The sequence below is a fragment of the Bordetella genomosp. 7 genome (assembly GCF_002261265.1).
Classification (GTDB): domain Bacteria; phylum Pseudomonadota; class Gammaproteobacteria; order Burkholderiales; family Burkholderiaceae_B; genus Bordetella_A.
On the sequence record NZ_NEVK01000006.1, the window covers coordinates 417,268 to 431,784 of the forward strand.

General features: G+C 65.6%; 12 protein-coding genes. 8 read left to right on the plus strand and 4 right to left on the minus strand.

The window, feature by feature from the left end:
- The 4 genes from CAL19_RS12960 to CAL19_RS12975 all read left to right on the plus strand — a co-directional run bounded on the left by CAL19_RS12960 (position 1) and on the right by CAL19_RS12975 (position 4,177).
- Positions 1 to 912 (plus strand): LysR family transcriptional regulator, encoded by a 912-nt coding sequence (locus CAL19_RS12960; protein ID WP_026640108.1) that lies wholly within the window; start codon positions 1 to 3, stop codon positions 910 to 912.
- A 127-nt stretch (positions 913 to 1,039) separates the two neighbouring features.
- A complete protein-coding gene (locus CAL19_RS12965; protein WP_094796997.1) occupies positions 1,040 to 1,978 on the plus strand; it encodes a hydroxymethylglutaryl-CoA lyase in 939 nt (312 codons plus the stop codon).
- A 13-nt stretch (positions 1,979 to 1,991) separates the two neighbouring features.
- Positions 1,992 to 3,170 carry a CaiB/BaiF CoA transferase family protein gene (locus tag CAL19_RS12970; RefSeq protein WP_026640106.1) on the plus strand — a complete coding sequence of 393 codons (1,179 nt, stop codon included), beginning with the start codon at positions 1,992 to 1,994 and terminating at the stop codon, positions 3,168 to 3,170.
- A gap of 41 nt (positions 3,171 to 3,211) precedes the next feature.
- Positions 3,212 to 4,177 (plus strand): Bug family tripartite tricarboxylate transporter substrate binding protein, encoded by a 966-nt coding sequence (locus tag CAL19_RS12975; protein ID WP_094796998.1) that lies wholly within the window; start codon positions 3,212 to 3,214, stop codon positions 4,175 to 4,177.
- Between the two features lie 79 nt (positions 4,178 to 4,256).
- Here CAL19_RS12975 and CAL19_RS12980 read toward each other — a convergent pair whose 3' ends face one another.
- Together CAL19_RS12980 and CAL19_RS12985 are read right to left on the minus strand one after the other, a co-directional pair.
- The gene (locus tag CAL19_RS12980; protein WP_094796999.1) at positions 4,257 to 5,264 is read right to left on the minus strand and encodes an ABC transporter substrate-binding protein; all 1,008 of its coding nucleotides are present in this window, start codon (positions 5,262 to 5,264) and stop codon (positions 4,257 to 4,259) included.
- Between the two features lie 33 nt (positions 5,265 to 5,297).
- On the minus strand, positions 5,298 to 6,656 hold the full coding sequence (locus tag CAL19_RS12985) for an MmgE/PrpD family protein (RefSeq protein WP_026640104.1): 1,359 nt from the start codon (positions 6,654 to 6,656) through the stop codon (positions 5,298 to 5,300).
- Positions 6,657 to 6,942: 286 nt separating this feature from the next.
- On the opposite strand from CAL19_RS12985, the gene CAL19_RS12990 reads away from it, so the two are divergent.
- Positions 6,943 to 8,205 carry an MFS transporter gene (locus CAL19_RS12990; RefSeq protein WP_026640103.1) on the plus strand — a complete coding sequence of 421 codons (1,263 nt, stop codon included), beginning with the start codon at positions 6,943 to 6,945 and terminating at the stop codon, positions 8,203 to 8,205.
- A 12-nt stretch (positions 8,206 to 8,217) separates the two neighbouring features.
- Here the strand turns inward: CAL19_RS12990 and prpR are convergent, their stop codons facing one another.
- Complete coding sequence (gene prpR, locus CAL19_RS12995; RefSeq protein ID WP_094797000.1) at positions 8,218 to 10,137, minus strand: propionate catabolism operon regulatory protein PrpR; 1,920 nt, start codon at positions 10,135 to 10,137, stop codon at positions 8,218 to 8,220.
- Positions 10,138 to 10,310: 173 nt separating this feature from the next.
- Between prpR and CAL19_RS13000 the strand changes: the two genes are divergently transcribed.
- Genes CAL19_RS13000 through CAL19_RS13010 form a run of 3 tightly spaced genes read left to right on the plus strand, consistent with a single transcriptional unit; the run spans position 10,311 to position 13,520 of the window.
- Complete coding sequence (locus CAL19_RS13000) at positions 10,311 to 11,507, plus strand: CaiB/BaiF CoA transferase family protein (protein ID WP_094797001.1); 1,197 nt, start codon at positions 10,311 to 10,313, stop codon at positions 11,505 to 11,507.
- Between the two features lie 8 nt (positions 11,508 to 11,515).
- Positions 11,516 to 12,454: a hydroxymethylglutaryl-CoA lyase gene (locus CAL19_RS13005; protein ID WP_094797002.1), complete on the plus strand. Its 939-nt coding sequence runs from the start codon at positions 11,516 to 11,518 to the stop codon at positions 12,452 to 12,454.
- 52 nt (positions 12,455 to 12,506) lie between these two features.
- On the plus strand, positions 12,507 to 13,520 hold the full coding sequence (locus CAL19_RS13010) for a Bug family tripartite tricarboxylate transporter substrate binding protein (protein WP_094797003.1): 1,014 nt from the start codon (positions 12,507 to 12,509) through the stop codon (positions 13,518 to 13,520).
- A gap of 25 nt (positions 13,521 to 13,545) precedes the next feature.
- On the opposite strand, the gene CAL19_RS13015 is transcribed toward CAL19_RS13010, so the two are convergent.
- Complete coding sequence (locus tag CAL19_RS13015; protein ID WP_026640098.1) at positions 13,546 to 14,196, minus strand: VOC family protein; 651 nt, start codon at positions 14,194 to 14,196, stop codon at positions 13,546 to 13,548.
- Positions 14,197 to 14,517 lie beyond the last annotated feature (321 nt).

The following is a 14,517-nucleotide window of genomic DNA, read 5'->3' on the forward strand; positions in this document are numbered from 1 at the left end:
ATGGCCGTCCGCCTCGACCTGTACAGCCTGCAATTGTTCCTGGCCGTACTTGAAGAAGGCAGCATTGCTGCGGCCGCCGAGCGCGAGCACATTGCCGCCTCGGCGCTGAGCAAACGCCTGGCCGAACTGGAACGCATGCTGGACGTCGCGCTGTTCCAGCGCCATGCCCGCGGGGTGCAACCCACTCTGGCGGCGCAAGCCCTGGCCCGACGCGCGCGGGCCCTGTTGCACCAGACCGAAGAACTGGCCGAAGAAATCCGGGATTTTTCCACCGGCGTGCGCGGCCATGTGCGCATCGCGGCCAACCTGTCGGCCATCACCCAGTTCATCCCTGCCGAACTGCGCCAGTTCTTGCTGCGGCATCCCAATGTGCGCATCGACCTCGAAGAGCGGGTCAGCCAGGCCGTGACACGCGCCGTGCTCGACAATGCCGCGGACATTGGCGTCTATACGCAGTCGGACAACGAACAGGGGCTGGATATCCTGCCCTACCACCGCGACGTGATGGTGGTCGTGACCAGCGCATCGCACCCGCTCGCCGGGCGCGACAAGGTGCGCTTTGCCGACACCCTGGACTACGACCATGTGGGCATGCATCGGGGCAGCGCGGCCAACTACCTGCACATGCGCGAGGCCGCGGCCCTGAACCGCAGCTTGCGGCTGCGCTTCCAGGTCACGTCGTACGATGCGCTGATCTCGATGGTGCGCGCCGATCTCGGGCTGGGCATCGTGCCCGCGCGCGCGCTGGAAAGCTACACCATGCAGGGCCTGCGCACCATCGCGCTGGCCGATGCCTGGGCGCACCGGCAGCTCAAGCTGTGTGTGCGCAGCAACACGGAATTGTCCGGCGCCACGCGCCTGCTGCTGGAACACCTGGCTGCCTGCGCCGCCGGGGTCGCCTGGCGGGCCTGAGCAGCGTCCCGCCAGCCATCGCCGATCGCGATGGCTGCTCGAATATTCGCGAATTGTCGCCGGCCGCGCAATTGCGCAAGATTAGGCCACCCGCCGGGCCGCCGGCCCGCCCAGCCAGGAGACAAGCGTGAGTTTTCCGGACCATGTAGACGTGGTCGAAGTAGGCCTGCGCGATGGGTTGCAGGCCGAACCCGAGTTCGTGCCCACTTCGGTGAAAGTGCAGTTGCTGAATCACCTGATCGATGCAGGGGTGCGGCATTTTGAAGCAACGTCGTTCGTGTCGCCGCGCGCCGTGCCGCAACTGCGTGATGCGGCCGAGCTGCTCGATCAGGTCGGCGGCCGGCCGGGTGTAAGGCTGGGCGCACTGGCGCCGAACCGGCGCGGGGTCGAACGGGCCCTGGACTCCAAAGCCGACGAAGTGATTGTTTTTCTGTCGGCCAGCGAGACTCACAACCTCAAGAACCTGAACCGCCCCGTCGAACAATCGCTGCGCGACGTCGAAGACATCGCCGACCTGCTGCAGGGGCAGCCCATCGGCCGCAAGGGCGCCATCGCCGTGGCTTTTGGCTGTCCGTTCGAGGGAGACATAGACACGGGTGCATTGAAGGCCATCGTCGCGCAATTCCATCGCCTGAAATTCGACAGCGTCACCCTGGGCGACACGACCGGCATGGCAACCCCGCGGCTGGTGCGCAAGACAGTGGACGCGCTGCGCTCGGAGTTTCCCGACATGCCGCTTGCCCTGCACTTTCACAATACCCGCGGCATCGGATTGGTCAACGTGATGGAAGGCCTGCACGCGGGCATCACCACGTATGAATCGTCGCTCGGCGGGCTGGGCGGCTGCCCCTTTGCCCCCGGCGCCACCGGCAACATCTGCACCGAGGACCTGGTGTACCTGCTGCACGACCTCGGCATCCACACCGGCATCGAGCTTCCCGCCCTGATCGGCGTGGCCCGGGAAATGCAGGAAGTCATGGGCCGGCCCCTGCCGGGGCAAGTCATGAAGGCGGGCCCGCGCCTTGCCCTGCACGACGTCGGCGGCACTGCCGTCGCCGTAGGCTAGGAGAGCCCGCAACATGCCATTGACCGGTATCCGCGTGCTGGACCTGACGCGCATTATCTCGGGCCCGTACTGCACCATGATTCTGGCGGACCTGGGCGCCGAGGTCATCAAGATCGAAGCTCCGGGCGAAGGCGATCCCGTGCGTCACCAGGGCGTCGTGCGCGACGGGCTCAGCTGGTATTTTGCGAATTACAACCGCAACAAGAAATCCGTCACGCTCGACCTGTATACCGCCCAGGGCAAAGAGGTGCTGGCCGACCTGATCGCCAGCAGCCACGTCCTGGTCGATAACTACCGACCGGGCGTGCTGCAGAAAATGGGGTTCGGCGATGAACGCCTGAAAGCGCTGCGCCCCGACCTGGTTCGTTGCAGCATCACCGGCTTCGGACCCAGCGGCCCGTACCGCGACCGGCCCGCCTTTGACTTCATCGCGCAGGCCATGAGCGGCTTCATGAGCCTGAACGGCGGCGAAGACGACCCTCCCATGCGCGTGGGCCCGCCCATCAGCGACCTGGTGGCCGGGGTGAACGCCGCGTTGGGCGTGGTGGCGTCCTTGCTGAGACGCGAACGCACCGGGCAAGGAGACACGCTGGACGTCAGCCTGCTGGGCAGCATGGTGGGGTTGTTGAGTTTTCACGCCTCTAATTTCTTTGCCAGCGGATCGGTGCCATCGCGCACGGGCAACGACCATGGGCTTGTTGCGCCTTATGGGTTGTTTGCAACCGCAGACGGGCAGGTGGCGATTGCACCCAGCAACGACGCGATGTACCAGAAGTTCATCGACGCGCTGGGCTTGCCCATGCTGCGCGAACACCCGGACTTCGAAACCAACGCAAAGCGCATGCGGAACCGACCCGCCTTGAAGGCCCTGATCGAAGAGCGCACCCGCCAGCACGACAGCGCATACTGGATCACCCGGCTCAATCAATATGGCGTTCCGTGCGGCCCGGTGCTGAGCCTGAAAGAAGTATTTGAAGATCCGCATGTGCAGTCGCAGCAGTTGGCCATGGATGTGCCCCACGGGGCGCACGGTCCGGTACGCATGCTGGATCTTCCCATCCGTTTCGAGCAGGCGTGCCGCGGTTCGCCGCGCGCCGCACCCGCGCTGGGCGCCGACACAGAAGAAGTACTGAAGCAATTGGGCAAGACCGTGCCCGACATAGAAGCGCTGCGGTCGCAGGGCGTGATCTGATTCACCCCTGCCCGCAGCGCCACAACAATGGAGACAACACCATGCGATTTCGCTTTCTCGTAGCGACGTGCGCGCTGGCCGCGACCCTTCCCGGGCCCGCCCGGGCCGACTATCCCGACCAGCCCATCCGCCTGATCGTGCCATTTACGCCGGGCGGCGGCACCGACTTCCTGTCCCGCACGGTGGCGACCAAGCTGGGCGAGTCGGAACAATGGACGGTGGTGGCCGAGAACCGTCCGGGCGCGGGCGGCACGATCGGCATCTCGGCCGCCGCCCGGGCCAACCCCGACGGCTATGAGATCGTGATGGGCCAGGTGGACAATCTGGCGGTCGCGCCCTCGATGTACCGCAAACTGTCGTATGACCCGCTGAAAGACTTCGCCCCCATAGGCATCGTCGGCGAAGCGCCGCTGGTGATCGTGGCGCGCAAAGATGGCCCCTACCAGTCGCTGAAGGCCTTGCTCGATGCCGCGCAGGGCAAGCCCGAAGCCATCAACTACGGGTCGCCGGGCGCGGGCACCATCACGCATCTGGCGGCAGAGCTGCTGCAGCAGCAGGCGGGCATCAAGCTCGTGCACGTTCCCTACAAAGGGTCGGGCCCGGCCATGGCGGACCTGCTGGGTGGGCAGGTTCCCGTGATTTTCACGTCGATTCCGTCGGCAGCCCCCCAGATCAAGGCGGGCAACGCCATCCCCCTGGCGGTGACCTCGGCCAAGCGCAGTCCGGCCATGCCCGATGTGCCTACCGTGGCCGAACTCGGCTATCCCGACTTTGATGTGCGTGTCTGGTACGGCCTGTTGGCTCCCGCCAAGACACCCGCGTCTGTCATCACCACGCTTAACGGCGCGCTGAACAAGGTGCTGGCGACCTCCAGCATGCAGGAAGCGCTGGCGGCCCAGGGCGCGCAGGCGATGCCCACGACCCCGGACGCGTTCAAGGCAACCATTGAGAAAGACTACAAGAAATGGAAGCCCGTGATCGAGAACGCAAATCTGCAGCTGAACTGAAAACGGCACCCAAAGCCGCCGCGGCCACGCCGCTGCGGCGGCTTGCCGGAACGGCCGCCCCGCCGGCCCAGGGGATCGCCTAGTTGCCCGCGGCGATATCCCCGTAGTCGAAGAACAGGTCGCGGATATCGGCCGGCCGGTGCTTCAACGAGCCGATCTCGTTCATGAAGTTCGCGTACTTCATTACGTTTTCGGGGGTAGTCGTGTACTTGGTGGCCGGATCGTCCAGAATGGCCACCATGTCATCCACGCTGAAAGTCTTGCCGCCGCCCATCGATTCGATCAGCACTTCGGCAGCGGCCCGCTTGTCGGCCTTGATCATTTCTTGCGCCTGTTTCAGCGCTGCCACGAACGCGGCGTACACCTTCGGGTTCTCGCTGGCGAAGCGTGTCGTGGTGGACACCATGGTAAACGTCGTGGACCCGCCCATCACATCGTCCGAATTCATGATGGTGCGTATGCCTTCGTTGCGCAGTTCCACCTGGGCCAGCGGCGCCGAGGCGTAGTGTGCGTTGATGCTGCCGCTACCCGAGATGAGCGCGGCCGCCGCATCGGCATGCCCCATCGTCACCGTGTAGGGATCAAAGCGGAACGCCTGGTCTTTGCCGTACTTCTGCACGGCGTACATCTGCATGATGATCGACGGAATCGACGACTTCACCGACGTGACGGCGATCTTGTCGCCCAGCTTCAGGTCATCGATGGACTTGAGATGGGCGGCGCGGGTGTTCAGGTACATGGGCATGGAACTCATCGCCGCCACGCCCTTGACGTCGGTGCTGCCTTTGGTGCGATCCCACAGAATCAGGAACGATGGCGGACCGGCCGATACAAAATGCGCCGAGCCCGACAACAACGCATCTATCATGGCGGCCGGGCCGCCCAGCCTTGCCCAGTCGACCGTGACCTTGATGCCCGCCTTCTCCGCCTGCTGCTCTATCAGTTTGTGCTTTTGCATCATATGCAGCGGCAAAAACCCGAAGCCGCCCGCGCCCAACGGAATGCGCAACTCGCTGACTTCTGCGCGCGCGGCAAGCGGACAGGCCGCCGCCACGGCCAATAACAGTATGGCTGTGATAGCTCTCATGGTTTTCTCCTTGGAGGTGGCGCTGCACGGGCGCTAGGCCGGACCGGGAACTGCCAGGTCCACCAGCCGGCGTACGTCGGCCTGGCGATCCAGCTGCCAGCAAGCCGCGATCAGGGCGTCGACCTGCGCCGCCGGCAACATGGTGGCCTGATCCCGGAATTTCTCTTCGAGCTGCGCGTCGCTCAAGGGGCGACGAAGATTTCCCAGCGCATGCTCCAGCGCCAGGCTGTGCGATTTGCCATCGCGCATCCGGACTTCAACATGCACGCTGTCTTCGGCTATGGACGCATCCGCTTCGGCGACGACGCACTCGCGCACCTGCCGGACCAGCGGATCGTTTACGGCTTCGTCGGTGAACTCTGCCAGGCCTGCCTTGCCGCGCGCCAGGCCGATGGCCGCAGCATGATAGACAGAGAACTTCCCTTGCAGACCTTTGCTGATGTCGCGCTGGTCGCACAGATCGCGAACCAGCGGCGCCACGCGCAAACGCACTGCGGCGACATGGCGCGCGTCGATCTGGTGCGAGCGGCGCAACTGGATGCAGGCGTCTATGGTGGGATGGATGACAATGCCGCACGGAAACGGCTTGTAGGTGTTCTGGTGAAAGTGATACTGGCGCCCCAGACCATCGCTGATGACGCGCAGGTCATAGGCGGCGGACTCGACTGCGGCGAACCCCCGGGGCCCTTCCAGCGCGTGCTCGCCCGCGGTAAAGCCGCGCTGCGCCAGCAACGCCGCAGTATAGCCGCCCTGGGCGGCGCGCCCCGGATGGAACGATTTCGCCATCGAACCGAACATCTCGCGCAGGCCCGCCGACTGGGTGGCGGCCAGCCCTATCGCCCATACCATCTGGCGTTCATCAAGGCGCAACAGTTTACCGATGGCCACCGCTGCCCCGAACACCCCCACCGATCCGGTGCTGTGCCACCCCGCCTGGTAATGCGCGGGGTACGTGGCGTCGCCAATGCGGGTAACGACTTCATACCCGAGCGCATAGGCAAGCAGCAGATCCGCCCCCGTGACCGGGTTCATGCTCGCATACGAGAACAGCGCCGACGCCACCGGCGAAGTGGGATGGATATAGTTGCTGGGCGTCGTGTCGTCGTAGTCGTGGACGTGCGAACTGATTCCGTTGAGCAGCGCGGCCAGCAGGGGATCGGTTTGCCCGGCGCGGCCCAGCACCCGGGCAGTGGGCGGGCCGGCGTACGGCGCGAGCGCTTCCCATGTGATGGCCATGGCGCGATGGCCGCTGCCGCCCAGCGCACAGCCCATATAGTTCAACAGCGCGCGCCGCGCTTCGTGCAGGGCGTCGGCCGGAATGTCATCGAGCCTTGCGGCGACCACATAGTCGGCCACTTGCCGCGTCAGGTCGCGGGTGTCGGTATCGCCCATGGCGGTTTGTCTCCGGGTCCGGCCGGTCTGGCGCCGGCCGTATCTAGCAAGGGCGGCAGCTCGCCCATGCTGCCGATCATAAGGATCTGGCCGTCAATGTGTCAATATGATTGTATGATGATTAGATGAATTTCTGCCCGGCCGGCTTGCCTGCGGCGGCCTTCGCGGCATCGGCGGCGCGGCGAGTGTTCGCCTAACGGACAAGCGCGAGCACGGCCCACCGAAATCATCGACAATCTGGCCTGCACACAGGCCACATGGTGGCCAATACCATCCGGAGACAACGTTGGGCGCGGTAAGAACAAGCTGGTATTTTGGTTGGAACATTGTGGCCGCGGCCACGCTGCTGACGCTGCTGACTGTAGGCATGCGCATGGGGGTGGGGCCCTTGTTCCTGCCCATGGCCGAAGACCTGGGGTTCACCCGCAGCCTGCTGTCGGCGATCGTGGCCATCGGCATGCTTTGCTATGGCCTTGCCATGCCCGTGGCCGGCATGCTGGTGGCGCGCCACGGCACCCGGTTCGTGTTGCTGCTGGGCACGGCCATCGTCGTGGCATCTACGTTCTGGACAGTCAATGCAAGCGGGCCGGTCAGCTTCTTCCTGGCTTTTGGCGTGCTGCTGTCGGTAGGCCTGGGCTTTACCAGTCCGGTTGCCCTGACGCCGGTGCTTACCCGCTGGTTCACGCGGCGGCGGGGCATGGCGCTGTTCTTCCTGTCCACCGGGTCCATGGCGGGCATCGCAGTCATGACGCCGGCCCTGGCCTATGCAGTTCAGGCCACCGACTGGCGCACGACCCTCGTGGGCTTTGCCGGGGTCTTTACGGTATTGGTCGTGCCGGTGGCACTGTTTGTAATGCGCGACCAGGCGCCGGCCAACACCGACCTGACGCCCGAGCAGATCGCCGCCCGCCCCACCCCTCGCCGCGGCGATCCCGTGCCCGAAAGCCTGAGTTTTCGCGCCGCGACGCGTACGGCGCCCTTCTGGAAAATCACCCTGGGGCTGTTTGCCTGCGGCTACAGCATGAACCTGCTGGGCACTCATGGCATGCCCATGCTCATGGACCACGGCTTTGACGCCACCACCAGTTCGCTGGGCATCGGCATGATCGGGCTGGTGGCGATCTTCAGCACGCTGGTGCTCGGGCGCCTGTCGGACGTGCTGCCGCGCCGCAAGATCCTCGCCGCCATCTACCTGATCCGAGGCCTGGGTTTTTTTGCCCTGCTGGTCGTGGGCACGCACTGGGAACTGTACATGGCCGCCGCCATCGGGGGCATCGTATGGGCGGGCAGCATCGCCGTTTCGTCGGCCATCCTGGCCGATATCTACGGCGTTCGCCTGGTGGGCGTGCTGTATGGCTGCGCGTATCTGGGCCACCAGGTCGGCGGCATGATCAGCTCGTGGCTGGGAGGCTGGGGGTACGAAACATTCGGAACCCACTGGGTGGCCTTCAGCAGCGCGGGCCTGCTGCTGATGCTGGCCGCATGGATTTCGATGCGCCTGCCGTCCCAGGGTTTCACCCTGATGGCGCCTGCCCGCATGGCGCATTGATGCGCGCGGGCTTCAGCCTTGCGGTGAATTCACCCATCGCCACAAGGTGGCGCGGCTGATCCCCAGCTCGCTTGCCGCCGCCTGGCGGCTGCCGCCGCACCGCCGCAGCGCCTGCAAGGCCAGATCCCGCCGCGACATCGGGTGGCCATCGCGGCCATCGGCGGCCGCGTACAGTTCGGGGCAATCGTGGCGCAGGGCGTCATGGTCCAGGTCGGCGGCGTCGGGGTATTGCATCAGAAACACCGCGATGCGCTCGCACATGTTTTCGAGTTCGCGCACATTGCCGGGCCAGGCATAGCGCCGCAGCCGCGGCACCCAGGGCGCGATAAGCCCGGCCGCGTCGCGCGGCTCGCCCAGGCGGCCAAGGCAGCGCTCTACCAGTACCTCCGCCAGGCGCGCAATGTCGTCGCGGCGATCGCGCAGGGCAGGCACCTCGAGCCGCAGCGTATTGATGCGGTAATACAGGTCCTGGCGGAACTGGCGCCGCGCCACCATGTCGTGCAGGGGCTGGTGGGTCGCCGCGATGATGCGTACGTCCACCGGTATGGCTGCCGTCGCCCCCAGGCGGGTCACCTCGCGTTCCTGCAGCACCCTCAGCAGGCGGCTTTGCAGCGGCAGGGGCATGTCGCCGACCTCGTCCAGGAAAAGGGTTCCGGTGTGAGCGGCCTCGAACAGGCCCGGCTTGCCGCCGCGGCGCGAGCCGGTAAAAGCGCCCTCTTCGTAGCCGAACAACTCGCTTTCCAGCAGCGATTCGGGAAACGCCGCACAGTTGACCGCCACGAACGGCCGGTCGGCGCGCCGGCTTTCGTTATGGATAGCCTGCGCGAACAGTTCCTTGCCCACGCCGCTTTCGCCGCTGACCAGCACGGTCAGGTCGGTTTGCGCGTAGCGGCGCGCGGTCTCGATGGCGCGCAGAAAGCGGGGGCTCTGGCCGATGAGTTCGTGGAACCGGTACTTGGCGATGTTCTGCCTGCGGCGCTGCTGCACCCGCAGGCTGGTGTCCGCTTCGTGGATGCGTCCCGCGTCGTACAGCGTCAATGCCGCGCCCACCACCGCGCCGCGTTCGCGTATGGGGCTGCGGTTGGCCACCCAGTCGCGGCCGCCCAGCCTGAGCAGGCGCGCGCTTTCACCCTGGCCGGTTTCAAGCGTGGCGCGCAGGGTCAGGCCCCGGCCCAGCTGCTCCAGCGGCTGGCCCAGCATTGCGCCGTTGTCCAGGTCGAGCAGCCGCTGCATCGAAGGGTTGACCGCAATGATGCGATGGTCGCGGTCTACCGCAAGCACGGCGTCCTGCAAGCTGTGCAGCACGCCGTTGAGTTGTTCGTATCGCCCGGCTTCCAGCCGCGCCACGCGCGCCAGTTCCAGCGCGTCTTCGAACCCTTTTCGCACGCTGGCCAGCGAATATGCCAGCAGGCCATGCAGGCCGGCCTGTTCAGCCAGCTCGACCACCAGGCTGGACCCGACGATCACCTGGAAGTCGTCGCGCCGCAGTTGCTCGAAGCGCTGTCGCGCGTCGTCGGGCGTCTGGTAAGCATGCTGGGCAATCTCGATGTTGAGCAGGTCTTTCACGGCGTCAAGCTCGGGAATGGTGCGCCCATACATCACGACGCCCACGCGGTCCGCAATGCGCCGCGCCTTGATCAGCGCCTGCAGAATATCGAAACCGCCCAGCTGTATGGTGGCCACGGGCGCCTGCAGGCCGGCGCGCAGGATGCTGGCGTTCGAGCCCGCGCTGACAAAAGCATCGGCCAGCCCGCGGCGTATCCGGTCCTGTGCTATGGCCAGCGCGCCGCCGAACGTGCCGTCCACCACTTCGATATGGGCACGGCCCGTGTATTCGGCCACAACAGGCATGGCGAGCTCGCGTATCTGCTTGTAGCTCAGGAAGCACAGGCGCGGCAGGTCGGTACGGGCCGCGGACTCGGTATAGGGCATGGGCGCTGTATCAATGAAACATACATGTGTTTCATCAATGTCTCATGAAACACGTGTTATGGCCAGAACCAGAAAAAATTCCGCCAAATCAAGATCTTAAAGAGCGCTGTGAATTGGCACGAACCTTGCTTTGCCCAGGCATCCACCCGCCACGCAACACGCAGGAGATCGATTTGGCGCTTGAACACATCACCGTACTGGACCTGACCCACATGCTGTCCGGCCCCTACGGCACCATGCTGCTTGCCGACCTGGGCGCGCGTACCATCAAGGTCGAGCCGCCCGGCCACGGAGAAGGGACGCGCCGGCTGCTGGAAAGCGATCCCGACTATTCCCGCGACGGCATGGGCGCGTACTACCTGACGCTGAACCGGAACAAGCACAGCGTGTGCATCGACCTGAAAAGCGAAGCGGGCCTGGCCGTGTTCAAAGACCTGGTACGCAGCGCCGACGTGGTTTTCGACAATTTCAGTGTGGGCGTCACCCAGCGTCTAGGCATCGATTACGCATCGCTGAGCGCGATCAACCCGCGCATCATCACCTGCTCGGTGACCGGGTTCGGCAGCACCGGGCCCGATACGCAGCGTCCCGCGTTCGACCAGGTGGTACAGGCGATGGGAGGCGGCATGTCCATCACGGGCACACCCGAGCAAGGCCCCACCCGCAGCGGCATACCGATAGGCGACCTGGGTGGCGGCTTGTTCGGCGCCATCGGCGTGCTGGCCGCCATCGCCGAGCGCGAGCGCACCGGGCGCGGCCAGCATGTGGATGTGTCGATGCTGGACGCGCAGATCTCGTTGCTGAACTACATGGCCACCATGCACCTGATGTCCGGCATCGTGCCCGCCGGCATAGGCAACGGCCACTTCGTGCACGTGCCATACAACAGCTACCCGACCGCGGATGGCCACATCATCGTGGCATGCATCGGCGATGCCTTCTGGCAGCGGTTCCTGGACTGCATCGACCTTCCCGCCCTGCGCAAGCCCGAATACGACAGGCAACCCGGACGCTATGCGGCCAAGGCCGAGATCGACGCCATTGTCAGCGCGGAACTGCGCACGCGGCCCACCGCCTACTGGCTGGAAAAACTGTCTGCGGCGCGCATCCCGTGCGGCCCGGTCAATAATTTTCAGCAAGCGTTGGCCGACACGCAGGTGCGCGCGCGCGGCATGGTAGTGGATGTGACATTGAAATCGGGCACGACGATCCAGATGCCCGGCAACCCGGTGAAGTTGTCTGCCGCCGCACAGGAATCGTTTGCCGCGCCCCCGCAACTGGGCGAACACACCGATACCGTGTTGGGCGCGCTGCCCGGCTATGGCCGCGAACGGCTTGCGGCGTTGCGCGCGGCCGGCGCCATCGAATAAGGCCAGGTATGAGCATGAATCCGGATACGCTGATCATTACCGATGTCGCGCCGCGCGACGGTTTGCAGAACCAGCAGGTGGCCGTGCCCACCGAGGCCAAGCTCGAACTGATCCGGCTGCTGCATGCCGCCGGCGTGGCCAGCGTGGAAGCCACCAGTTTCGTCTCGCCCAAGGCGGTTCCCCAGATGGCCGATGCGGCCGAACTCATGGAGCATGTGCATCGCGAGTTGCCCGGCCTGCGCGCATCCGCCCTGGTGCCGAACCTGAAGGGGCTGCAGCGCGCCCAAGCCGCAGGCGTGCGCGAGGTGGCGGTGGTGCTTTCCGCCACCGAAACCATGAACCTGAAGAACATCAACATGGGGCTCGCGCAGGCTACCGAAGTGTGTGAAGAAACCCTGCTGGCGGCACGCAAGATGGGATTGCGCACGCGTGCCTACGTCGCCGTCGCTTTCGACTGCCCGTTCGAAGGCCCCACCGCGCCGGACACCGTATTGCGCCTTGCGGCCGCCATGCACCGGGCCGGCGCCGACGAAATCGTGATCGCCGACACCATCGGCTCGGCTGCGCCCGGCAGGGTCAAGACGCACTTCGAGGCCTTGCGGCAGGCGGTGCCGGTGGATCAGCTTGCCGCGCATTTCCACGACACACGCGGCCTGGCGGCCGCCAATGCATGGGCCGCGATCGAGGCCGGCGTGCGGCGCCTGGACGCCAGCGTCGGCGGCATAGGCGGCTGCCCGTTCGCCCCGGGCGCTGCCGGCAACGCCGCCACCGAAGATCTGGTCCTGATGGCCGAAGGCAGCGGCCTGGCCACACAAATTTCATTGCCCGGCCTGCTGCAGGCGGTAGCCTATGCCGAAGCAAGACTGGGCATGAACCTTGGCGGACGCAGCATCAAATGGCTGCGCCGCCGGTACGCCGGCCCCGAAGCCGCGCCGGCGCGGACATAAGCCGCACACGATTCGCGACTTGCTCAAACGACAACAACCAGGAGACTCCCTTATGCAAGCAACCCGCCTTTTTCACCGCCGCGCCATTCTGCGGGGCGCACTGGCGCCCCTGTGCGCCCTGCTGACCGTGGGCGCACCGGCAGCGCATGCGACGGAAACTGCGCAACAGTATCCGTCGCGCGCCATACGCCTGATCGTGCCGTTCGCGCCCGGCGGCGTGACCGATACCGGCGCGCGCCTGGTGGCCGACAAGCTGGGCCAGCGCCTGGGGCAGCAAGTCATCGTGGACAACAAGCCGGGCGCCTCGGGCAATATCGGCACCCAGATGGCGGCGCAGGCCACACCCGACGGATATACCCTGGTGGTGGGTTTTGACGGCACGCTGGTCATCAACCCGCACGTACACCGCAATATCCCCTTCGATACGCTCAAAGACCTGGCCCCGGTCAGCAAAATCGGCGATGCCGCCCTGATCATCGTGGCCAACCCGTCGCTTCCGGCCAACAACCTGCAAGAGTTGATCGCGTACTCTAAATCGCATTCCAACGGCGTGTCGTATGGCAGCGCGGGCGTCGGCAGTACGCCGCACCTTGCCGGCGAGCTCCTGCGCCAGCGCACGGGAGCCAAGCTGGTGCACATCCCGTACAAGGGCGGCGGCCAGGCCATGGCCGACGTGGTAGGAGGCTCGCTTCCGCTGTTGTATACGGCCGTGGCCGGCGCGTATCCTTATGTCGAGCGCAAGCAGATCAAGGCCATCGCCGTCAGCACCGATAAACGCCTTGCGTCTTTGCCGGATGTTCCTACTGTGCAGGAATCCGGCGTGCCGGACTTTATCGCCAACTCGTGGATCGGCATCCTTGCGCCGGCCGGAACTCCTGATGACATCGTGGCCAAGCTGCAAGGCGAAATCCGTGCGGTCGTGAATGCGCCCGATATCCGGGAGCGGCTGGCCGGACTGGGCATCACCGCATCGGGCAATACGCCTGCCGAGTTCCGCAAGCAGATCGCCAGCGACCTGGCCATGTACGAGGACATCGTCAAGAAAGCGCAGATCCGCGCCGATTGACGCCAGCGCCGCCGCAGGCCGGGCGTCACGCCACGCCGGCCAGCGGCAGCGAGCGCGGGCCATGGGGGGTCTGGATGTCTGCGGACAGCCGCAGCGCCTGGCCTGCCGGCAGGCCATGCACGCAGACCGGGCCGTCAAAGGCCAGCGCATCCAGCAGCCGACGCACCCGTGAGGGTTCGGGATGATAGACATCGAGCCGCCGCAATGTACACCCCAGGTCATCGAGCATGCTGGCCGGATGCGGCGCGCTATCCCATTGGATCAGCGCCGGGGCAGCGCCGCCTTCAGGCAGCGCGCCGTCAACCGGAATAGTGATGCGCCAGGCCAGCGCGCCGCGCGTCATCGGTTCGATCTCGCCGGGCACCGCGCCGCAGGCGGCTCGGGCGGCAACAATATCGTCGGTGCGGGCCACCCAGGCAGCCAGCCGCGGCGCAGTATCCGGGCCGATGGTATCCAGGGCAAACCACCGCGCGCGCCCCGGAGGCTGGGCGTCGGGGTCGGGCGCGATGACTTCCAGGTAGACGTTCTCGCCCAGCCGCATCAAGAGATTGTGCGTGCCCATGCGAGGATGCGCGCCGCCCGGCTGCGGACGCACGCCCAATGCGCGCTCGACATAATCCGCCCCGCTTGCCAGGTCGGGCGCAACAACAGCAATGTGATCCAGGAACGTTTTCATGGCAATACCCGATGATCCCGCCCGCGACGCGTCAGTCCGCGAACGATACTTGAGATGATGGCCGTGCGACTAGCGACTATCTGCAAATCTTTGCGGTCGATGTCTGACACCACGGTGTCAGACACCCCAAGGCGCCGCGCAAGATACCCCAGCACAGCTCGCGATCGTTGTCTGACACCTCGGTGTCAGACACCCCCAGGCTCAACATCCCCGGCTCCTCCGCAGGAAGTCCCCGAGGACACCGATTGGTGTCTGACACCTCGGTGTCAGACACCCCTGGCGCCGCGCACGATACCCCAGCACAGCTCGCGATCGGTGTCT

Excerpts from the sequence above, each read along its gene's own strand:
- CAL19_RS12960 (WP_026640108.1), top strand. The coding sequence starts at position 1 with ATGGCCGTCCGCCTCGACCTGTACAGCCTGCAATTGTTCCTGGCCGTA.
- CAL19_RS12970 (WP_026640106.1), top strand. The coding sequence starts at position 1,992 with ATGCCATTGACCGGTATCCGCGTGCTGGACCTGACGCGCATTATCTCG.
- CAL19_RS12975 (WP_094796998.1), top strand. The coding sequence starts at position 3,212 with ATGCGATTTCGCTTTCTCGTAGCGACGTGCGCGCTGGCCGCGACCCTT.
- CAL19_RS12980 (WP_094796999.1), bottom strand. The coding sequence starts at position 5,264 with ATGAGAGCTATCACAGCCATACTGTTATTGGCCGTGGCGGCGGCCTGT.
- CAL19_RS12985 (WP_026640104.1), bottom strand. The coding sequence starts at position 6,656 with ATGGGCGATACCGACACCCGCGACCTGACGCGGCAAGTGGCCGACTAT.
- prpR (WP_094797000.1), bottom strand. The coding sequence starts at position 10,137 with ATGCCCTATACCGAGTCCGCGGCCCGTACCGACCTGCCGCGCCTGTGC.
- CAL19_RS13005 (WP_094797002.1), top strand. The coding sequence starts at position 11,516 with ATGAGCATGAATCCGGATACGCTGATCATTACCGATGTCGCGCCGCGC.
- CAL19_RS13010 (WP_094797003.1), top strand. The coding sequence starts at position 12,507 with ATGCAAGCAACCCGCCTTTTTCACCGCCGCGCCATTCTGCGGGGCGCA.
- CAL19_RS13015 (WP_026640098.1), bottom strand. The coding sequence starts at position 14,196 with ATGAAAACGTTCCTGGATCACATTGCTGTTGTTGCGCCCGACCTGGCA.